Genomic DNA, 21,744 nt, shown 5'->3' on the forward strand with positions numbered 1-21,744 from the left:
AGATAGAGGAGATAAATATGGCAGATACAACTGTTCATACTGAAGAACTTGGTGAAATCGTTATTGCACCGGAAGTTCTTGAAGTAATTATCGGTATCACAACTGCAAAAATCGAAGGTGTTTATGCATTACGCAACAAGCATTTTTCAGATAGCCTCGGCAAAAAATCAGAAGGCCGTGGTGTTTATATCGAAAGTAAAGACGACAAAGTTGTTGTCAATATCTATGTTTACTTGGCTTTTGGTATTAACGTACCACAAGTAGCCATGAATATTCAAAAAGAAGTGAAAGAAGCAGTTGAACAAGCAACAGAAATCGTAATTGATGATGTGAACATCCACGTAGTAGGTATCGTTCCTGAAAAATTACCAAAACCAAGCTTTGACGATTTGTTTGATGAGGGTTTCTTTGATGCCTAACAAGCTAACGCAACATAGCATTCGTCAGCGCACTGTGCAAACTCTTTTTGAATACGAAATCAGAAAAACAATGTCAGAAACAGTTTTGACAGAGTTTAAAAATAATGTCGAAAAGATTAATCGTGAATTGGCAAAACCGATTCGTTTTGATGTTGCCTATAAAGATGAACGTATCACAGTACGTGATTTTCCACGCTTTTTCACAAAACCCTTAAAAGAAATTGATAAGATTTATGAAATTTTAGATATTCCAAACCGTGAAAAAACTGCTGTTTACAAAGCTTTGAGTTTTATTCGTGATTTTGGTGGTTATACGAAACGTATGACGGATCAAGAAGCTATTGATTTGTACAAAGATGTCTTTATGAATCTGAACTTGGTACGCCTTTTCAATATTGAGCTTGAAGAAGAAAATATTGCGGTTCGTGTTCGTGATTTCTTGCGTGCAAGCTTTAGATCAGAAACACCAGAGCAAAAATTAGAAGTTTTCAACCGAGTTTTCTCTGATGTTCATGCAAGTGTTCGTGAAAAGATTACAGTTGAATTATTCAAGCCTTTAACTGTTCAAAATGAAGTTGCTGAAATTTTGGCGATGACCGAGCCAAAATTTGCCACAGCTTCTAAAGATATCTTAGTCCAAGCTAAAACTTTTGCTTTGAATTATGATAACAATACAGATGAACCCGTAGAAGCACCAGCTTATTTTTCCGAATTGGTCGATGGCATCTTAGAAAAACAAAATGTTCTTGATGCTGCCTTATCTGAGCATTTAGCAAAAGGTTGGACTTTCTCGCGCTTAACCACAGTGGAGCAAGCTTTACTTCGTTTAGGTGCTTATGAAATCCTCTTTACTGAAACTCCGGATTTGGTTGCTATTGATGAGTCGATCGAACTGGCTAAAGATTTCAGTGATGAAAAATCAAGTAAGTTTATCAACGGTATGTTGACTAATTTAATTAAAAAATAAAATAAAAGACACAGAAAATTTACGCTTCTGTGTCTTTTTTCGATATTTAATATTAATATTAGCAAATTTTACAGTAAAATACTATAATAAAAGTATGTGAAAACACCAAGCTATAAAAGCGTTTCTAGTGAAGTAGAAGTGTCAAATTTTTTTGTTGCGAATTTTCAGAATTTTATAATTCATAACGAGATGAAATGTTTGTAAAATAACTTTTCTCCTAGTTGAGGTAAAATGAGAAAAAGTTTATTTTTAATACTTATACAAACAAAAGAAAAGTTAAAAGTTAGAGTGGAATTCAATCCTTTGGGTGAAATCAAGGCCCTAGAATAAGCTCTATTAATGGTGCGCACGTTTTTTCAATGTAATAATAGCAGTAAAATGAGTTTTACATTAAAAACATTTGACTTTTATATTTTAATTATATAAAATTACATTAAGTTAATTAAAAATTTCTAATGCTACATATAAAGTGGAGGTCTATTATGGGAATAGAAATGCTTGCTCTAATACTTGCCGGTGGGCAAGGTACACGTCTCGGTAAGTTGACAAAGGATGTCGCAAAACCGGCAGTACCGTTTGGCGGACGATACAGAATTATCGATTTCGCCCTATCTAACTGTGTGAATTCAAATGTTAAAAATGTCGGAGTTATTACACAGTATGAGCCTTTAGTGCTCAATGAACATATTGGAAATGGTGCGCCTTGGGGCTTAAACGGGGTAAACAGTGATGTAACTATTTTGCAACCTTACTCTTCAACTGAAGGAAGTAAGTATTTTGAAGGTACAGCACATGCTATCTATCAAAATATGGCTTACATTGACAAAAAAGATCCGGAGTATATCTTAGTCTTGTCCGGGGATCACATCTATAAGATGGATTACGAAGCGATGTTAGCGAGCCACAAGGAAAATGATGCGAGTTTGACGGTTTCAGTCATGGAAGTACCTATTGAGGAAGCGAGTCGCTTCGGTATTATGAATACAGACGATAATGACCGTATTATTGAGTTTGAAGAAAAACCGGCTGAGCCTAAGTCTAATCTTGCATCGATGGGGATTTATATTTTTAACTGGAAACGACTTCGAGATGTCTTGGTGACAGGTTATGCTAAAGGCGTGGATATGGAGGATTTTGGCGGTAATGTTATTCCGGCATATATTGATTCTGGTGAAAATGTCTTTGCTTACCGTTTCAAGGGCTATTGGAAAGATGTGGGTACGATTGATAGTCTTCATGAATCCAGCATGGAATTCCTGGACTTAGGAAATGAATTGGATATTAAAGATAAGGAATGGCGTATCTATTCTCGTAATGACATCTCTGCACCGCAGTATTTAACGAGAAATGCCAATGTGAAAGCTGCCTTGATTGGCGATGGCTGTTACGTGGATGGAGAAGTGACTGATTCGATCTTATCTCAGAATGTTCATGTACAAGAAGGAAGTACAATCGAAAAAAGTTTCGTTATGTCTGGTGCACATATCGGAAAAAACGTAACCATCAAATATGCCATTCTTGGTGAGAAGGCCAAAATTGGCGACAAGGTTGAAATTATGGGAAAACCGGGTGACATCGCTGTTATTGGACACGGAGAAGTAAGAGGGGAAGAAAATGAAGACTGAAAATAAAATTTGTGCAATCTTGTCGAATGTCACACGCAATGAAGAGCTCTCTCCTCTGATTGATCAACGTCCGATTGCGACATTACCCTTTGAATGTAAATACCGCTTAATTGATTTTCCTTTATCATCTTTAGCAAATGCCCATGTGAGTTCCATATTTATGACAGCTAATCAAGGAGAAACACAGTCCATTTTTGATCATATGGGTGCAGGAAGCGAATGGGGCCTTGATAGTTTTAAGAATCGCTATTTTGTCTATATTCAGCAAGATTTTCAACGTCTTAAAGAACAAGGTTTGCCTTATTTCAATCAACAGATTAATTTTTTACGGAAAGCAAAAGCAGCTTATACCGTTTTGCTGGACAGTAAATTTATCTGTAATGTTGACCTAACAGCTGTTTTAAAAATTCACAAAACTTCTGAAAAGCCAATCACCGCAGTCTATAAGAAGGTTGCACCAGATGTAGCAGAAGCTTCAGATACCATTATTCGCTTTGACGAACATAATAAAGCCTCAAGTAGTTTTCTCTCCCAACTTACGGATGTGCAGGACAAAGAAGCGCTCAGTTTAAATATGTTTATTGTCGATACAGAATGGCTGATTGACTTTTTACAAAGAATGCAAGAAGAAGGGGAATATGCCTCCAGTTCACGCCTTTTACGTAAATATTTAGCAGAATTTGACATTAATACTTATGAATACACAGGTTATATGAGCAATATAAAGAGTATCAAGTCTTACTATGATGCTAATATGTTGATGCTTGAGCCAAGTAATTTTACGGCTTTGCTCTATGGTAATCATCCAGTGCGGACGAAAATCAACAATGAAGTGCCGACTTACTTTTCACGAGACAGCAATGTCACAAATAGTCAACTGAGCTCAGGCTGTGTTATCGAGGGTCGTGTATCAGATTCTTTAATTTCACGTCGTTCAAAAATTGAAAAAAATGCCTCAGTCGAAAAAACGATGGTCTTTACCGATAGTGAAATTAGAAGCGAAGCTAAAGTGGCCTATGCGATTGTGGATAAGCATGTAATTATTGAAAGTGGTGTGAAAGTTGAAGGAACGCCAGAACATCCTGTGGTTATTCCGAAACATACGGTTGTGACGGAAGACATTATCCAAAAGTAGTCCCTTTAATGGCAAGAGGAGTCAATAATCCCAGGAAAATAAGGAGAAAACATGAAAGTATTATTTGCATCAAGTGAGTGTGCGCCATTTTTTAAGACAGGTGGTTTAGGAGATGTCACAGGTGCCCTTCCTAAAGAACTTGCCAAAAATCCCGATATGCAGGTGGCTGTCATCTTACCTTACTATAAATATGGTATCGCTGAGCACTATAAAGCCCAAATAAAAGATGAATTTTGGGATTATGTTAATGTCGGCTGGCGTCACGAATATGTCGGCGTGAAGCGTTTGACTCAAGATAAAATCACTTATTATTTCCTAGACAACGAGAATTATTTTGGTCGTGATGAAATTTATGGTTATGGTGATGATGGAGAACGTTGGGCCTTTTTCTGCTTGGCTATTGCGCAACTGATGGAACGCTTAGCTTTTATTCCTGATATTCTTCATGTCAATGATTGCCATACAGCTATGTTGCCTTTTCTCTTGAAAGAAAAATATCAATGGATTAATGCTTATCGTAATATAAAAACAGTACTGACCATCCACAATATTGAGTTTCAAGGAATTATGCAAGGTTCAGCTTTGTCAGAACTTTTTGGTATGGGGATGGAGCGTTATCATGAAGGTGTCGTACGGCACAATGATATGCTTAACAGTCTCAAAACAGGGATTCTCTATGCGGATCGTGTCAATACTGTTTCGCCGACATATGCCGAGGAAATTCAAACACCTGAGTTTGGCTGTGGTTTAGATCCGATCTTAAGGTATGTCTCTGATAAGCTTGTCGGTATTGTCAACGGTATTGACTATGATGTTTATAATCCAGCCACAGATAAACGGATTGAACATCATTTTTCAAGCTCTGACTTGAAGGGTAAAGCCAAAATGAAACAGGCTTTACAAGAACGTGTAGGTCTTCCTAAAGCCGTAGATAAGCCCTTGATAGGTATTGTCAGTCGCTTGACCACTCAAAAAGGTTTTGATCTTGTTTTGGAGCGCATGGATGACATTTTAAGTCAAGATGTACAAGTCGTTATATTAGGAACAGGCTATACGGATATTGAGCAAGGTTTCCGCCACTTTTCAGAAAAATATCCTGAAAAATGTGCGGCAATCATTAGCTTTGACTTGAAGCTCGCTCAGGAAATCTATGCAGCCAGCGATTTCTTCCTGATGCCCTCGGCATTTGAGCCTTGTGGCCTTTCGCAAATGATTGCCATGCGTTACGGTACTCTTCCCATAGTCCATGAAATTGGTGGGCTCAAAGATACAGTTCAACCTTATAATCCTTATACAGCTGAAGGAACAGGATTTGGCTTTGTGGATTTTACGGGACAAGTTTTAGTGAATACCATTAATCAAGCATTAAATCTATATGCGAATGAACCAGATATTATTCAGAAGTTGAGAGTTCGTGCGATGAAGCAAGATTTTTCGTGGAAGACAAAGGCTGAGCAATACATTCATCTTTATCAAGAAATAATCTAAAGAAAGCGTGTTTGTCTCTCAGAAAACCTTTCCTAAAGTAGGAATAGAAATCAAAAAGCGGAGTAAGATATATTGAAGCTTTCAAAAACGCAATTTAAAAAAGACTTTGAAAAAAGGTTGACGTCCAAGTTTGCTACTGATGTAAGTAAAGCAGGTGTCACAGAAACCTTTGCAACTTTATCATCTGTTGTAAAGCAATATTATACACAGATTTGGCAAGCTGATAATCAGTATAAAGATGAAGTGCAACAGAAGCAGACCTATTATTTTTCTATAGAATTTTTACCTGGGAAACTGCTGAAAAGCAATCTTCTTAATCTGGGTATTCTAGCAACGGTTCGCGAAGGTTTAGCAGATTTGGGCATTGATTTGGAAAAGGTCGCCCAAATAGAGCCAGATATGGCCATTGGTAATGGTGGCTTGGGCCGTTTGGCAAGTTGTTTTATGGATTCAGCAGCTTCTACAGGTTTGCCGGTGAACGGTAATGGGATACGCTACCGTTATGGCCTCTTCAAACAAAAAATAATTGACGGTTACCAAGTAGAGTTGCCAGATTCGTGGCTTAATAATGTGAATCCTTGGGAGGTGAGGCGTGCAGATAAGGCCATCGAAGTTACTTTTGGTGGTGAAGCTTGGCTAGAAGAAGATGAATCAGGCCATCTCATCCCGCGTTATCGTAATCAAGAGCGTGTGTTAGCCATACCTTACGATACGCCCATGGTTGGCTTTGAGAATACGCGCGTAAACAATATGTGTCTGTGGCATTCTGAAGTGCCACAAGATTTGGATGTGAAATTTCAAAACATGGAATATATGCACCAAACCTCAATGCTCTCTGCTGAGCTATATCCTGATGATTCGAATTACGATGGCCGCTTGCTTCGCCTTAAACAGGAATATTTCTTTGTATCCGCAGGGCTTCAAAGAATCCTGCGACATTATAAGGTCAATAATGAAGCACCATTGACGCAGATTGCAGACTATGTAGCGGTGCATATCAACGATACGCATCCTGCGCTTTGCGTCCCGGAGTTCATGCGTCTCCTCCTCGATGAGAATGGTCTGTCATGGAAACAAGCCTGGGAAATTACCGTCAAGGTAATGAGTTATACCAATCACACGATCCTGTCGGAAGCCTTAGAAAAGTGGCCAGAAGATATGGTACAGATGCTTTTACCAAGGCTTTATCAGATCATCAAAGAAATTGACCGTCGACGGACAGAAGAATTGACACCACGTGTAGGTGCAGAATTAGTACAAAAAACGAGTATCGTGAAAGATGGGCAAATTCATATGGCGAGCTTGGCGATTATTGGTTCGCACTCGACAAATGGTGTGGCTAAATTACACTCGGATATTCTTAAAGATGTGGAGCTACATGACTTTTATAAATTATACCCAGAGCGTTTTAATAATAAAACTAACGGTATAGCAGATCGACGTTGGCTCCAAATTGCCAACCAAGGCTTGGCAAACTTGATTGATGAAAAGATTGGCAAAGCATGGCGTCACGATTTGACAAAACTGGAGGCATTAAAGGCTTTTTATGAGGATGAAGCAATGCTGAAAGAACTTTTAGCGGTCAAGCTTCAAAATAAAAAAGACTTAGCTGTGTTAATTAAAGAAAAAAATGGTGTTGAAGTAAATCCTGAAGCGATTTTCGATGTACAGGTCAAGCGGCTGCATGCTTATAAACGCCAACTTTTAAATTTGCTTCACATCCTAAAACTCTATTTTGATATCAAAGATCAGCCTGACTTAGAAATGGTTCCACGTGTCTTTATTTTTGGTGCAAAAGCTGCGCCCGGTTATCATTATGCCAAAAGCATTATCAAAGCGATTAATGAAATAGCTGATATGATTAATTCAGATCCAGTAGTTAAGGATCGAATCAAAGTAATCTTTATGGAAAACTACAATGTGAGTCTTGCCGAAAGTATCATTCCAGCAGCAGATGTGGGGGAACAAATCTCATTAGCATCAAAAGAAGCCTCAGGCACTTCAAATATGAAGTTTATGCTCAATGGTGCTCTCACAATGGCGACCTTAGACGGGGCAAATATTGAGATTAAAGAAGCTTGTGGAGATGAAAATATCTTCATCTTTGGGTTAACCAAAGATAAAGTGTATGAGTACTACAAAAATGGCAACTACAATGCGCGTGATATTTACGAACAAAATCCAGTAGTACATCGTATACTCAACGCTTTCATTGACGGAACCATTCCTAATATTACGAATGAAGGGCCTGAAATATTTGATTCACTCACAGCCTTTAATGATGAATATTTCTTATTGCGCGATTTTAATGATTATGTCCGCGCTCAGAAGGAACTTGAAGCACTTTATCGTGAGCCTAAAGCTTGGGCACAGGCAAGTTTGATGAACATTGCGACTTCCGGTATTTTCTCCTCTGACCGTACTATACGCCAGTATGCCGAAGATATTTGGTTTATTAAAGAAAAAAGTGAGTAAAGCTGTAAGACTGTGCCAGTAAAAAAGGAAAGAAAAATACTCTTTCCTTTTTTACGCATAGAAGAGAGCATATCATGCAAACAAATGAAGGGAGGGTAAAAATGTATTATTATAATTCTTGGGATGCAGACTTCAAACAACCTTTCGGGGCAATTCAAGTGGGGCAGATTATGAAGGTAAATCTGCAAACCGACAAGGAAAATGTTACTGCCAAGTTTATCATTCGACGTGACTTCGGTGCCCGCTCGGAGTTTGATATGCAAAAGTTAGAGGGAGGAATTTTTAGTGCTTCTGTCAAGTTCGATGTTGGGCAAGGGCTTTACTACTATTATTTTGAAATCAGTGAACCAACGGATTGGGGCATCAAAAAGTTTTACTATGGCTGTAGCGGTCTTGGTGGTGAAGGCGTACTTTATATGAATGAAAATGATGTACGCCCCTATCAAGCCACTATTTTCTCCTCAAAGGATGTCGCACCAGCATGGTATCGGGAAGCCGTCTTTTATCAAATATTTCCGGATCGTTTTCATAATGGCAATCCAGAAGGTAAAATTAATCATCCCAAACCTAATTCCTTCATTTATGCGACTAAAGAAGACACGCCGCTTTATGTCAAGGATGAAGCAGGTGACGTTGTACGGTGGGATTTCTTTGGTGGCAATATTCGTGGCATTATCGAAAAGATACCTTACCTGAAAGAACTGGGGGTAACCGCACTTTATCTTAATCCTATTTTTTCAGCAACCAGCAATCATCGTTATGATACCAATGACTATCTGCAAATAGATAGCATGCTAGGCACAGAAGAAGATTTTCAAGAATTAGTGGACGTTCTTCACACAGAAAATATGCGTATCGTTCTGGATGGTGTTTTTTCCCATGTGGGTAAGGACTCACGCTATTTTAATCTCTCGGGTCAATATGGAAGCGATGTAGGTGCAGCTAAAAATCCGGACAGTCGTTACATGGATTGGTTTAAATTTACAGAATATCCGATGAATTATAAATCATGGTGGGGGATTAAAGATCTTCCAGAAGTGGATAAAGACAACCCTTCATTTCGGGATTTTATCTATGGGGATACACATTCGGTCTTAGCCAAGTGGAATCAGTTTGGCATAGATGGCTGGCGTTTGGATGTGGCGGATGAACTTCCAGACAGTTTTATTCGGGGCATCCGCAAAAATTTGTCCCGCTATCCAGAGACGATTCTTATCGGTGAAGTTTGGGAAGATGCCTCTAATAAGATTTCCTATGGGCAACGACGTAACTATATTTTGGGTGACAGTTTGCAAGCCGTGATGAATTATCCCTTTCGTGACTTAATTATTGCTTATCTTACAATGACTAAAACTGCTCAAGAGCTTGCCTATCAAATGCTGGTTTTGAGTGAAAACTATCCGCACGATATTTTTTATAATAATTTTAATAACCTTGGTACACACGACACGGAACGTATCTTGACGATGGTCGGTGATGAAGCAAATGATTTGGCTGTAGGAATGCTCTTTAGTCTTCCTGGTGTACCTTGTGTCTATTATGGTGATGAAGCTGGGCTAACCGGCCGTAAGGATCCAAAAAACAGAAAATATTTCCCGTGGGATAATATTCATGAGCTGACTTATGATTTGTATCATCAGTGGATTGCCAAGCGTCATTCAGAAAAGACACTCACTCAAGGAAAATTTACTACGTTTTTCCAAGGAGATGTTTTAGGAATTTTACGCTACACAGATTGCGAAGCTTTAGTCTACGTTATTAATCCAACAGATGCAGAAGTCAAGCTAGCATTTAAAGAAATTCATTTTCTGCAAAAGGTTTCTTTCACTGAGCGACTGGTGGACTACCTTGATGAACTTATCCTTCCAGCAAAATCAGGGCAGGATTTTAAGATAATCAAGGTAGAAAATAAGATTTAAAAAGAAATACTGCTGTCAAAAGCAGTGTTTTTTCGTGTCAATTTGAACACTAAAGATGATGCTGTATAAGAAATGTATCAGAATCTTAAATTTATAAACAAATTCCTTTTCGATACGCTTTCATAGTGTTACAATGAATTGTAATTAATTTTTTGTTAGTCTCGAAAATTGTGTACTTTTACCTTTATTCGAGCAATAGGAGGCTTTATGTTGACAATTGAAACTCTCGCGCGTTTCCAGTTTGGCATGACCACAATCTTCCACTTTTTCTTTGTTCCCCTTTCGATAGGGTTAACATTGATGACCTTTATTATGGAAGCATTGTATGTTAAAACGGGCGATGAGAAATGGAAAACACGTACCAAATTCTTTGGTGCAATCATGCTATTATCTTTTGCCGTCGGAGTCGTGACTGGTATTATTCAGGAATTCCAATTTGGGATGAACTGGTCAGACTATTCACGATTTGTCGGTGATATCTTTGGAGCACCACTTGCTGTAGAAGCACTGCTTGCATTCTTTATGGAATCAACATTCTTGGGTGTTTGGATGTTTGGTTGGGACCGTATAGGCAAAAAGTTGCACTTGGCGGCACTTGGATTAGTTATGGTCGGAACTTGGCTTTCTTCACTTTGGATTTTGGCAGCGAACAGCTTCATGCAAAATCCAGTGGGCTATGAAGTTATTGATGGTCGTGCAACATTGACCAGTTTCTCAGCTTTATTGACAAACCCACAAACAACCTTAGAATTTACCCACGTTATCACAGGGTCATTCTTAACTGGTGGATTTGCGGTTGCCGGTATCTCTGCATTCCAAATCCTTAAAAAACGTGAAGCTGATTTCTTTAAACCAGCTTTGCGTTTAGGACTCTTAGTTGCTTTGATCGGTGCGATGGGGAACTTCGTGGCTGGTGACCAACAAATGTTGGAAGTTAAAAACACTCAACCGATGAAATTCTCAGCGACAGAGGGTGTTTATGAAACAACAGAGGACCCAGCAGCTTGGGACATGATTGCTTTCTTTAACGAAGCTGATCACAAGTCTGTTTTCGGGGTGCGCATACCGTACGTGCTGTCAATCTTGACCTACCACCGTCCTTCAGGTTCAGTTGAGGGGATGAATCAAATCAACAAGGAACTAGAAGCTAAATATGGTGATCATCTGAATTACTATCCACCAGTTACAGTTCTCTTCTATACATTCCGTATTATGGCTGGTTTGAGCATGTACTTCATGTTAATTTCAGCTCTTGGGCTCTTCTGGACACGCCGTAAGAAACCTTGGATGTATGAAAAACCTGGAATGATGCGTCTTTATGGTTGGTCAATGTTCTTACCATTCCTTGCCATCACTTCTGGTTGGTTGGTAACTGAGTTGGGACGTTATCCATGGACTGTATATGGACTCTTTACCATCAAAGACTCTGTTTCACCTAACGTTTCAGTAGGAAGTTTACTCTTCTCAAATATCGTTTACTTCCTTCTTTTCTGTGTCTTAGGTACAATCATGATTATCTTGACCCGCCGTATTATGCGTGACAGTGCACATAAGGCAGAAACAGCTTATGTTGATTTAGATCCATTCAGTAGCCATAATCTTGGGAAAGACAAGCATTCTAAATCAGAAGAAAAAGAAGAGGAGGCTTTGAAATGAGCGGATTACAATTATTTTGGTTTATCTTAATTGCAGTGCTCTTTGGGGGATTCTTCTTCCTCGAAGGCTTCGACTTTGGTGTAGGAATGAGCGTTTTGGCTTTGGCACGCAATAAACGTGAAGTCAACCAAGCAATTGCTACAATCGGTCCTTTCTGGGATATGAACGAAGTATGGCTCTTGACAGCCGGCGGTGCCATGTTTGCAAGCTTCCCTTATTGGTATGCTTCACTTTTCTCTGGCTATTATAATATCTTATTATTAATACTCGCCTGCTTGATTTTACGTGGGGTAACCTTTGAGTTCCGTCACCGTAGTGAATCAGAAAAAGTAGAGCGTGGCTGGGAAATAATTTTAGGAGTGACAAGCTTCTTTATTCCTTTCTTGTTTGGGCTTATGTTTACCAGCATGATTCAAGGTGTTCCGATGGATGCACGCGGTGATATTTATGCCAGCTTCACAACATATGTAAACCCACTTTCGCTTGTTGGTGGTGTTGCTGTAGCTTTGATGAGTTTCTTGCATGGTTTGAACTACATTGCTTTGAAGACAGAAGGAAACATGCGCAAACGTGCGAATGACCTTGCAAACAAACTTTACTTTGTGCTTTATGCAGGTGAAGTTGTCTTTGCTCTCTTGATTGCTATGAAGACAGATTTCATTGAAAAACATGCAGCTTTAACAATTGGCTTGTTAGCCGTTATCGTTCTCTTGACTGTTTTTGCACATGTTTCGGTTGCTAAAAAACGTGAAATGTCAGCATTCTTATCTTCTGGTTTGACTTTCCTTGCATTGGTTGCTTTACTTTTCCAAGGGTTGTTCCCACGTGTAATGATCGCTGAAAATCCGGCTTACAGCATCTTGATTAAGGATGCAAGCTCAACACACTATACTTTGACAACCATGTCCTACATCACAATAGCAATCTTGCCATTTGTGCTTGCTTATATGGCTTGGACTTACTACATTTTCAGAAAACGTATCAGTGAATAATTGATTCTAAAATTCCTTTTTTAAAGGAATTTTTTATTAGACAAAAGTGAAGAAGAGCATGAATTTATAAGCAGTTTCAAAGGCTTGATACTCATATTTTGTTATAATAAAAGTTATCATATGAATAAGAATAGGTAATTAAAAAATGATTGACAGAACTCTATTTACTCTTCCAGGAGTACGTAAGATTCTTCCCGCTCTTGGAGGGCTCGCCCTACTTCAAGCGCTTTGTATTTTAGGACAGGCTTTATTTCTGTCTCAAGCGATAACAGGATTGTGGCAAGGTCAAGAACTCATGCAGGTTCTGATCTATATTATTGGCTTTTTCCTGAGCTTTTTTGGGCGAGAAGTAGTAAACTTTTTACGTCAATATATGCTTGATAAGGTTTCTTACCGTTTAGCAGCAGATATGCGTGGACAGATTCTTGAAAAAGCCTTTAAACTTGGACCTTCCGTCTCACGTGAAATGGGAACAGGAAATCTGACATCGACAGTTATTTCTGGTATTGATGAGGTCGAAACTTATATCAAATTGGTTCTTTCTAAAGTTTTGAACATGATGATTATACCAATTCTCTTGCTGATTGCGATTGCCTTTTTGGATTTGCAGACGGCAATTGTATTGGCGATTGCCTTTCCCTTTGCCATAATCTTCATGATTTTGTTGGGATATGCTGCACAAGGGCAGGCAGACAGACAGTATAAGAGTTTCCAACTTTTATCCAATCACTTCTTAGATTCGCTCCGCGGGATTTCTACCTTAAAATATTTTGGCTTATCAAAAACATATGCCAATTCCATTTATCAAACGTCAGAACGTTTCCGTAAAGCAACAATGGCTACGTTACGTGTCGCAATTCTATCGACCTTTGCACTTGATTTCTTTGCAACCTTGTCTGTGGCTACGGTGGCTTTGTTCTTAGGACTACGTCTTATGAACGGCGCCATTCTCTTGTTCCCAGCCCTGGCTGCTTTGATTTTAGCTCCGGAATATTTCTTACCTTTGCGTGACTTTGCCTCGGACTACCACGCAACGCTAAATGGTAAAAATGCTTACGCCAGTGTTAATGAAGTGTTGCAAACAGAAGATTATCTAACAGAAGTTTTACCAGAGCCTATCCGTTGGACAGAGCATTCACAACTGAAGCTCCATAATTTGAGTAAAGTTTTTGAAACAGGACGTGGTGTCTCAGATATCAATTTGGAACTGCAAGGCTTTACCAAGGTAGCCATTGTCGGCGAATCAGGGTCAGGTAAATCGACATTGTTAAGTATGCTTTCAGGGTTTCTTAAGCCCAGTGCGGGCGAAATCCAGCTCAATGAATTTCAGCTGACCTCACTTAACGATGAAAAATTCCGCCAGTCTTTACAATTTATCCCTCAAAACACTTATATTTTTGCAGGAACTTTACGTGCTAATTTAGCCTTTTATCAGCCAGAAGCTACAGATGAAGCCATCATTCATGCAGCTGAACTTGCCGGTTTGAAAAACTTGCTAGAAGAAATCGGGTTGGATGCAAATATTGGTGCAGGAGGTCGTACCTTATCTGGGGGGCAAATGCAACGTGTGGCACTCACACGAGCATTTCTCTCTCAAGAAAGAAATATTCTTTTCCTTGACGAGCCAACGGCGCACCTTGATGTAGAAACGGAACTGGAGATAAAGGAAAATATTCTGCCACTCTTTGAGGACAAGCTCGTCTTTTTGGCGACTCACCGCTTGCATTGGCTGCCTCAGATGGACTTAATTCTCGTCCTCAATGAAGGTAAGCTCGAAGCTGCAGGTTCACATAAAGAACTCTTAACGACTAATACATACTATCAAGAGCTCTTGCGTGAGATGAGAGGTTAAACAGCATGATTGTAAAAACAATGGAGAAAAAATGAAGAAGATTCTTTTCAATAATGATTGGATCACACCTTTTCTGCGTAAATATCGTTTCGGAATGATTCTTGCGATTATTTTAGGAACAATAACGATGTTTTGCGCTGGCCTGCTTATGTTTTCAGCGGGCTACGTGATTTCAAAATCAGCAACTAAACCCGAAAACATTTTGATTATCTATGTGCCTGTTCTGATGGTACGTGTCTTTGGTATTTCACGGCCTGTGGTGCGCTATATTGAACGCTTAACATCCCACAACTGGATTTTACGCATCACCAGTAATCTTCGTCGTAAGCTTTATCTTCGATTGGAAAAATCGGCGATTGGTTTGTCTGAACGCTACAAATTAGGTGACCTTCTTGGTTTGCTTAATGAAGATATAGCGAATATTCAAGACTTGTTCTTACGGACTCTTTTCCCTTTGATGATTGTGGGTTCTTTATCTGTAGCTCTCATCATCGCTTCAGGCGTTTTCTCGTTAACCCTGGCTCTTGTGGTTGCCTTTTTCTTAGGCTTGATGGTTATTGTGCTTCCTTACGTATCACTCAAAGTGTCAGCCAAATATGACCGAGATTTGAAAAATTACCGGAATCAACTCTTTTCAGACTTGACAGATGATGTTTTAGGTTTGCAAGACTGGGTTTTATCAGGCAGAAAAGAAGATTTCTTGCTTGATTATCAAACCTCAGAAAAAGCAGCACGTCAGATTCAAGAAAAATTACTGAGTTATGTACGGAAACGTAACCTTGTGTTGCAGCTCATCTTTGCTTTACTTGTGGTCTATCTGATTGTTTGGTCAGGTTCAACCTTAAATGCGGGAGATGCACCGAACTACATTGCCGCTGTTTCTCTAGCTGCCTTTCCTTTGTTTGATGCCTTTGCACCTTTATCTGACGCTGTTGTTGAGACACAACGTTATGGTGATTCTGTTCAGCGTCTCAATGATTTACCTGATGTTAAGGAAGATGTGCGACAAGAAACGATTACGGAGACAGACTTACAAATTTCTAACTTAAGTTTTGCTTTTGATGATAAGCTTATCTTTGATGATTTAAATCTCCATATCAAAAAAGGAGAGCATGTCGCGATTTTAGGTCGCTCAGGAGTAGGTAAATCAACCTTAGCAAGCCTTATTCGTGGGGATCTTATTGCACAGCAAGGGACTTTGGATTTGTCCGGAATTGCCCCAGCTTATGCCAATAATGTTGAAGAAAAGATTGGTGTCATTAACCAAAGCCCATATATTTTCAATGCCAGTATCCGTTCCAATCTTAGTTTGGCTCGGCTTGATGCCAGTGACGAAGAAATTTGGAATGCTTTAGAGCTTGTAGGCTTGAAAAAAATGGTGGCTTCCCTGCCTAATCAACTCAACGAGGTCGTGGATGAAGCAGGACTACGTTTTTCAGGGGGGGAACGCCAGCGTTTAGCCTTAGCACGTATTTTGCTGTCCGATGTCGATATGGTTATCTTGGATGAACCGACGGTTTCGCTAGATCCGATTACCGAAAATCAACTGTTGCGTCTCTTCTTTGAGCGCTTAAAAGACAAAACGATTATCTTTATCACTCACCATCTGTTGGGTGTACAGCATATGGATCGTGTTATCTTTTTAGAAAAAGGTAAAATCAAGCTTGATGATCAACCGGAATACCTTCTTGAACACAATGAAGACTTCCGTAAGCTTTATCAAATGGACTTAGGAACTAACGACGATTAAGAGTCGTTAGTTTTTATGTTGACAAAACGAAATAAAAGTACTAAAATGTATTTTGTTAGCTTATATATGAGTTAAACTAAATATTAAGGAGAATAACTGTGTCAGCAGAAACAAATAAATTATTACACCTCTTTTCAAAACTACTTCATAATCCTCAACTTCTCATGGCTTTGCATATGGAAAGAATGACAAGTCGACTCGGAGAAAAAAAATCGCGTACAGGCGCACAAGGGCTTCTGGTTGAACTCTGGAAGGCTGATGGGCTGACTAATGCTGAAATCGCTGAAATCTTAGATATCCGACCTTCAAGCGTAACTGCTCAAGTGAAGAGCTTAGAGCAACGTGGTTTAGTTAAACGTGTTACAGACGAAAATGATAAGCGAGTGAGCCGTGTTTTCTTGACGGAAGAAGGCAAGCAAGCTCAAGTTGAACGTAAAGAAAGTCAAGATGACTTATCAGAAGGCATCTTTGGTAATCTTACAGAAGAAGAACAAGTTCAACTGATTAATATTTTGGAAAAACTTGAAGAAGCTAATCCAGCTGATGAGGAATGTGATTTCCGCTTTGGTGGTGGTATGCGTCCTGGCGGCTTTGACCCACGAATGATGCATCATATGGGTAGAGAAATGGAAGCAAAAATGAGAAAAGAAATGCGCCGTCAGATGCGAGATGCTCATAACCCCTGGAATTTTGGCCATAATCCACGCAGCAGAAGAGACGACAATTGGGACGATTTTTAAAATAAGCTTAAATCAGTCTAAGGTCCTAAGTTCTTTGTTACAATTTAAGGTATAATAGAAATATCTTTATTATTAGAAAGAAGAAATTATGCCCGTATTAGAATTAAAAAACATTAGGAAATCATACTTTTTAGGTAAAGATGAATTTCCGGTGCTCAAGGGGATTGACCTTGAGTTTGAGCGTGGAGACTTTGTCAGCTTACTCGGTGAGTCCGGTGGTGGTAAATCAACCCTGATGAATATCATCGGTGGCTTGGACCGTGAATATGATGGTGATGTTATCATCGATGGTGTCGCGCAAAAGGCGAAGAAAGAAAAAGATATGGATGCCTATCGCCGTGATACTATCGGCTTTATCTTCCAGTCTTTCAACTTAATCAACTACTTAAGTGTGCTTGACAATATCTTGATTAGCTTGAAAATGACAAGCCTATCAGAAAAAGAACGTGTCGAACGTGCAGTTGAGCTAACCAAACAAGTTGGCCTTTACGAACACCGTAAGAAAAAACCCGCACAGTTATCTGGCGGGCAAAAACAACGTGTAGCCATTGCGCGGGCTTTGGCCAGCGATCCTGAGATTATCCTTGCTGATGAGCCTACAGGAGCGCTCGATTCGCAAAATACGAAAGAAGTATTGGCCCTTCTTCGCCAAATCGCACAGTCTGGTAAGACAGTCATTGTTGTCACTCACTCTCAAGAAGTCGCTGACTATGGGACACGTACGATTCGTCTGGCAGACGGACAGATTATCGGAGATGAGCGTGACAAGCCAGCTTATCCTGTGCCAGATGAAGCAAAGTCTTTCAAGACAAAGGCACTTTCTTATGGTGATGTGGTTAAAACAGCCTTTAAGCACTTTACAAATACTTGGAAAATCAATCTTCTCATTGCTATAGGAACGGCCATTGGCTTATTCTCAGTTATTTTCTTCCTCGGTTTAGGTACTGGGGCAACAAAATACATGAACGATCAGGTCACAAGCTTGGCAAACCCTAATATTATTACTGTGGTTCAACGTGACTCTGCAAATAATCAGGGTAAAGATAATGATGAAGCCTTCTCAATTGCGCAGCAAACAATGCTGGGGATCTCTGATAAAAACATTAACAAGTTGAAGGACTTGGATAATGTCAAAGCAGTTGATGCAGGGATTACAAAAGCAGGTGCTGTGACTCTTGACTATAAGGGGCAAACAACAAGTAGCCAAGCGATTATGTCTTGGACACCGATGATTCAGTCTTCAACATTACATGCGGGTTCAGAACCAAAAGGTAAGCAAATCGTTATCTCTGAAGCAGATATGAAGAAGTTTGATCAAAAAGCATATGAAGCAAAAGACTGGAAAGCTGTGATTGGTAAAACAGTCAAAGTAAGCTTCCAAACTGTGGATAAAAACAATACTCCTGTGACTATCACAGAAGATATGGAAATCTCAGGCGTCTTGCAAGACATGCCAATGGTTGGCACTTTGACTTCAACAGAGGCATTGAAAGAAATGCTTACTGCAAATAATATTGATGCGATGCCAAACACAGCCTACGTCACTGTGACAGATACAGATAAAGTTAAAGATGTAACCAAAGCTATCAATGATATCAAAGATAATGACAAACTTGTGTTTGCCTCAACAAATATCGGTAGTATGTTGGATACAATCACAGATATTACAGGGATTGTCTCAACTGTCTTGGCTGCCATTGCTGGTATAAGCTTGATTGTTTCAATCTTTATGATTGTGGTAACAACTTATATGTCTGTTGCCGAACGTACTAAAGAAATTGGTGTCCTTCGTGCCTTAGGTGGACGTCGTAAAGATGTTTCTCGCATGTTCACAGCCGAAAGTGTTATCCTTGGCTTGTCATCGGCAGTTATTGCGATTGCTCTTGCCTTTGCGGGACAAAGCATCATCAACAAAGCTTTGCATAGCTTAGTCGGCGGAAATATCGTTCAGATTACTTCTGGCCATATTATCTTTGCAGTTATCATTGCGCTGATTATCGCTTTACTCTCAAGTCTTGCACCTGCAGCACGTGCAGCACGTTTGAACACTATCGAAGCCTTGGCTGCTGATTAATATATATGGATAAGTTCTGCTGAAAAGCAGGACTTTTTTGCTGAATAAATTCATATAAATATTTTTTAGATGGGGTTCTTTATTTCATTTTGAATTTCTTTTTGGAAATATTACAATTAAATTATACGTGCGTTACTTTAAAATGACGTACTACTTGATGAGGAATCGTAATGAACTATAATCTTTCAGCACAGCACAGCAATAGGTGTCAGTTGTTTTCTCTATCTTGAGGAAGGGAGAAACTTATGACATCAGAAAAGAAACGCAAGCTGCGGAATATCGCCATCTTAGCTCTGCTTGGTTTAATTGGCGGTACTTTCGCTTTTCAAGCCTTTAACCAACAAGCCATCAATGACCGCTTGCGGGAAAACCCAGCAGATTACGGTGGGCGGGTACACGATTACTACAATAGTGATACAGAAAATAAAGATATCTTTGTTGAGAACTTTGGACAAGAACCCATCATGGTCAGACTGAAGTTGTCGGAATTTATGGAGATACAGGAGCGAGGAAGTACCAGTTGGCAGCAAGTTGCAGGCGGTAGACGTGATGATTTGGACAGCTGGATACCTTATATTCCAGAAGCAAACAATGTTTCTCAACGTAGAAGTGATAATCCCTCAGCTGCTTTTAACCAGTATTCCGATTTAACCTTTGGTTGGACACGTGGAGGTCAAGATGCACCTTGGTATCTGCCAACTTTTAATACAGCTTGGGATAACCCCATCACAGCTGCCGCAGGACATGCCCGTGACTTGAGCTATAGATTAGAAAATGGGGAACTCTATCCACGAGCAACACATCCCGGAAGTGGCGAGGATGCTTATTGGTCTGAAGGAGAAACCTATCCCAATACTGGACAGTGGTCAGGCGCAATGATTACACGTGAGACAGCACAAAACTTACAGCAAGATAAAGCACCAATAACTCTACAGGAGTGGCACACACGCTATCGTAACACTCCTGATGCGATTGGAGATTACTGGGTCATTGACCACGAAACAGGTTGGGCTTACTGGGCAAGCCAGCTCCATGGTGGGCAAGCAACCTCTTATCTCATAGATGAGGCTCACATGAGACCAGAAGCAGAGAGAATCAATGGTTCTTACTATTATGGTATTCATGTAAGCAGTGAGTTGATTCATCCAGACCAAGAGTTCCGAGATGAACCTGCTACAGGAGCAGTGGGGGAACTAATTGCAAAGATAAGAAACTATGGGGATGGCAATCCACCGTCAGGTATAAACGCTCCTATAGGTAGCTTTAATTTTAGTCGTATGAGCCCAGGACGTATCTTTACCATGTGGGGGCAGCCGTTCCGTTATCTGGAAAATATGGGAGATGGCAACCACATGATCATCCGTAATGAAGTAATTCATTTTGGAACAAATTGGGATAGTCAAAATGGTTTGCTGCTCAACTGGTACAACAACGATGTTGTTACAACTGTTCCAGCTATTCGAGCGCAGCGGGAACAGTATATTGTACCAGTAGCCGAAACATTCAACGTAGGAGTGTTGACTTTCGCTAATACTACACGTCCTAATAATAATGGGCTTATCACTAATCTGGATATTTTCGACATCCCTTATGCAGATAGAACAAGAGTTGTTTCAGGCGGAAACCGTCGTGCTTTTGCCCTTTCTGTAGCAGATGTGAACCATTTGACGGCGATAGGTAGTTTCGCTATCGGTGCAGATCGTGGTACTCCTAATAGAGCTTGGTGGCTTCGTACCGAAGCTTCTGCCACTAGTGCTTGGGCTATAAATGCCAATGGCACGTGGAGTAGTACAGGTCACAGTGTTGCTACTAGAGGTATCCGCCCCGCCCTCATCATCCATCAATAAGCTCTATAAAATTTTGTTTACATTACGGAGTCTAGTCACGGCTCATCCCTCTGACTTTCTGCTATAATAAAGAAAAAAACGCAGGAGGTGTTTATGGCATATAAAGTTAATTTTAAAGAAGGACAGGTGGAAACGACAGGGCTTGAAAGTTCACCTGTAGCAGAAAGCTTAGCGGGTTTACGCGCCAATGAAGCCCGCTATTTCTGGAATAAATATAAATTCGAATATATCACTTTTCCTGCTATGGAAAAGGAAAAAGAAGTCGCTTGGTTGAAAAAACTGCTGAAAGAGGAGCGCGATCTTGAGTTTTCATCTCCAATTTTGGAGGTCGCGATTTATGAAGACGAAGACATCTACTGGCCAGAGTTTTACTTTGAAGATGGCATGGTCATTAACGTTCTCTATGAGAAAACAGCTGAGGAAGGGAAGAAACCAAAACGTGCTGTTGGCTTTAAACTTTCTGCAGGGATGGAAATTCCACAAGAACTAGAAGGAAAATTCAAATTTGCTCGCCAACGCTCAAAGCTTGCTGGCGAGATACGTGGGTCATTCTTTGTGTTGAAGCAAGAGTGGGTTTAGAAGTAAAGGGAATATTATATTATAAATATTTATTAAAAACTGCGGCTTACGAGAAGTCAGTAGTTTTTTTTTTTTACTTTTTGAAAAAAATATTCTTTATGGATAAAACTTCTATGACGATTTAGAATTTATTTTTAACTTCAAATAATGGATTAAGATTGTACATTTACTGATATTATGTAAAAAATTAAATTTTTTATAATTTATATAAGTTGCAGTATAACTC

Annotated in this window: 15 protein-coding genes; all 15 read left to right on the forward strand. The window is 39.6% G+C overall.

Annotated elements, in window-relative coordinates; translation table 11 throughout:
• The first annotated feature begins 17 nt into the window (after nucleotides 1-17).
• Nucleotides 18-419, forward strand: a complete 402-nt coding sequence (locus BZZ03_RS09825) for an Asp23/Gls24 family envelope stress response protein (protein WP_086583171.1) — start codon at nucleotides 18-20, stop codon at nucleotides 417-419.
• The gene (gene nusB, locus BZZ03_RS09830; protein ID WP_086583172.1) at nucleotides 412-1,386 is read left to right on the forward strand and encodes a transcription antitermination factor NusB; all 975 of its coding nucleotides are present in this window, start codon (nucleotides 412-414) and stop codon (nucleotides 1,384-1,386) included. Before BZZ03_RS09825 ends, nusB begins: the two co-directional genes overlap by 8 nt.
• A gap of 482 nt (nucleotides 1,387-1,868) precedes the next feature.
• Nucleotides 1,869-3,011, forward strand: a complete 1,143-nt coding sequence (locus BZZ03_RS09835; RefSeq protein ID WP_086583173.1) for a glucose-1-phosphate adenylyltransferase — start codon at nucleotides 1,869-1,871, stop codon at nucleotides 3,009-3,011.
• A complete protein-coding gene (gene glgD, locus BZZ03_RS09840) occupies nucleotides 3,001-4,146 on the forward strand; it encodes a glucose-1-phosphate adenylyltransferase subunit GlgD (protein WP_086583174.1) in 1,146 nt (381 codons plus the stop codon). Before BZZ03_RS09835 ends, glgD begins: the two co-directional genes overlap by 11 nt.
• Nucleotides 4,147-4,197: 51 nt before the next feature.
• Nucleotides 4,198-5,634, forward strand: coding sequence for a glycogen synthase GlgA (gene glgA, locus BZZ03_RS09845; RefSeq protein ID WP_086583175.1), 1,437 nt, complete (start codon nucleotides 4,198-4,200; stop codon nucleotides 5,632-5,634).
• A gap of 72 nt (nucleotides 5,635-5,706) precedes the next feature.
• Nucleotides 5,707-8,109, forward strand: a complete 2,403-nt coding sequence (locus tag BZZ03_RS09850; protein ID WP_086583176.1) for a glycogen/starch/alpha-glucan phosphorylase — start codon at nucleotides 5,707-5,709, stop codon at nucleotides 8,107-8,109.
• A 101-nt stretch (nucleotides 8,110-8,210) separates the two neighbouring features.
• Nucleotides 8,211-10,028, forward strand: a complete 1,818-nt coding sequence (locus tag BZZ03_RS09855) for a glycoside hydrolase family 13 protein (protein WP_086583186.1) — start codon at nucleotides 8,211-8,213, stop codon at nucleotides 10,026-10,028.
• Nucleotides 10,029-10,235: 207 nt separating this feature from the next.
• Nucleotides 10,236-11,684, forward strand: coding sequence for a cytochrome ubiquinol oxidase subunit I (locus BZZ03_RS09860; RefSeq protein WP_019291587.1), 1,449 nt, complete (start codon nucleotides 10,236-10,238; stop codon nucleotides 11,682-11,684).
• A complete protein-coding gene (gene cydB / locus BZZ03_RS09865; RefSeq protein WP_019294287.1) occupies nucleotides 11,681-12,676 on the forward strand; it encodes a cytochrome d ubiquinol oxidase subunit II in 996 nt (331 codons plus the stop codon). Before BZZ03_RS09860 ends, cydB begins: the two co-directional genes overlap by 4 nt.
• Before the next feature lie 145 nt (nucleotides 12,677-12,821).
• Complete coding sequence (cydD, locus tag BZZ03_RS09870; protein ID WP_046401111.1) at nucleotides 12,822-14,528, forward strand: thiol reductant ABC exporter subunit CydD; 1,707 nt, start codon at nucleotides 12,822-12,824, stop codon at nucleotides 14,526-14,528.
• A gap of 31 nt (nucleotides 14,529-14,559) precedes the next feature.
• Nucleotides 14,560-16,278 (forward strand): thiol reductant ABC exporter subunit CydC, encoded by a 1,719-nt coding sequence (cydC, locus tag BZZ03_RS09875; RefSeq protein ID WP_086583177.1) that lies wholly within the window; start codon nucleotides 14,560-14,562, stop codon nucleotides 16,276-16,278.
• Between the two features lie 98 nt (nucleotides 16,279-16,376).
• Nucleotides 16,377-17,018 carry a MarR family winged helix-turn-helix transcriptional regulator gene (locus BZZ03_RS09880; RefSeq protein WP_019294284.1) on the forward strand — a complete coding sequence of 214 codons (642 nt, stop codon included), beginning with the start codon at nucleotides 16,377-16,379 and terminating at the stop codon, nucleotides 17,016-17,018.
• 88 nt (nucleotides 17,019-17,106) lie between these two features.
• Nucleotides 17,107-19,092 carry an ABC transporter ATP-binding protein/permease gene (locus BZZ03_RS09885; RefSeq protein WP_086583178.1) on the forward strand — a complete coding sequence of 662 codons (1,986 nt, stop codon included), beginning with the start codon at nucleotides 17,107-17,109 and terminating at the stop codon, nucleotides 19,090-19,092.
• A gap of 245 nt (nucleotides 19,093-19,337) precedes the next feature.
• Nucleotides 19,338-20,939 (forward strand): DUF6273 domain-containing protein, encoded by a 1,602-nt coding sequence (locus BZZ03_RS09890; protein ID WP_086583179.1) that lies wholly within the window; start codon nucleotides 19,338-19,340, stop codon nucleotides 20,937-20,939.
• A gap of 93 nt (nucleotides 20,940-21,032) precedes the next feature.
• Nucleotides 21,033-21,518, forward strand: coding sequence for a phage tail protein (locus BZZ03_RS09895; protein ID WP_086583180.1), 486 nt, complete (start codon nucleotides 21,033-21,035; stop codon nucleotides 21,516-21,518).
• Nucleotides 21,519-21,744 lie beyond the last annotated feature (226 nt).

It is taken from the genome of Lactococcus petauri, assembly GCF_002154895.1.
GTDB lineage: Bacteria > Bacillota > Bacilli > Lactobacillales > Streptococcaceae > Lactococcus > Lactococcus petauri.

Coding starts and splice junctions, on each gene's coding strand:
- BZZ03_RS09825 (WP_086583171.1), top strand. CDS start 18: ATGGCAGATACAACTGTTCATACTGAAGAACTTGGTGAAATCGTTATT.
- nusB (WP_086583172.1), top strand. CDS start 412: ATGCCTAACAAGCTAACGCAACATAGCATTCGTCAGCGCACTGTGCAA.
- BZZ03_RS09835 (WP_086583173.1), top strand. CDS start 1,869: ATGGGAATAGAAATGCTTGCTCTAATACTTGCCGGTGGGCAAGGTACA.
- glgD (WP_086583174.1), top strand. CDS start 3,001: ATGAAGACTGAAAATAAAATTTGTGCAATCTTGTCGAATGTCACACGC.
- glgA (WP_086583175.1), top strand. CDS start 4,198: ATGAAAGTATTATTTGCATCAAGTGAGTGTGCGCCATTTTTTAAGACA.
- BZZ03_RS09855 (WP_086583186.1), top strand. CDS start 8,211: ATGTATTATTATAATTCTTGGGATGCAGACTTCAAACAACCTTTCGGG.
- BZZ03_RS09860 (WP_019291587.1), top strand. CDS start 10,236: ATGTTGACAATTGAAACTCTCGCGCGTTTCCAGTTTGGCATGACCACA.
- cydB (WP_019294287.1), top strand. CDS start 11,681: ATGAGCGGATTACAATTATTTTGGTTTATCTTAATTGCAGTGCTCTTT.
- cydD (WP_046401111.1), top strand. CDS start 12,822: ATGATTGACAGAACTCTATTTACTCTTCCAGGAGTACGTAAGATTCTT.
- cydC (WP_086583177.1), top strand. CDS start 14,560: ATGAAGAAGATTCTTTTCAATAATGATTGGATCACACCTTTTCTGCGT.
- BZZ03_RS09885 (WP_086583178.1), top strand. CDS start 17,107: ATGCCCGTATTAGAATTAAAAAACATTAGGAAATCATACTTTTTAGGT.
- BZZ03_RS09890 (WP_086583179.1), top strand. CDS start 19,338: ATGACATCAGAAAAGAAACGCAAGCTGCGGAATATCGCCATCTTAGCT.
- BZZ03_RS09895 (WP_086583180.1), top strand. CDS start 21,033: ATGGCATATAAAGTTAATTTTAAAGAAGGACAGGTGGAAACGACAGGG.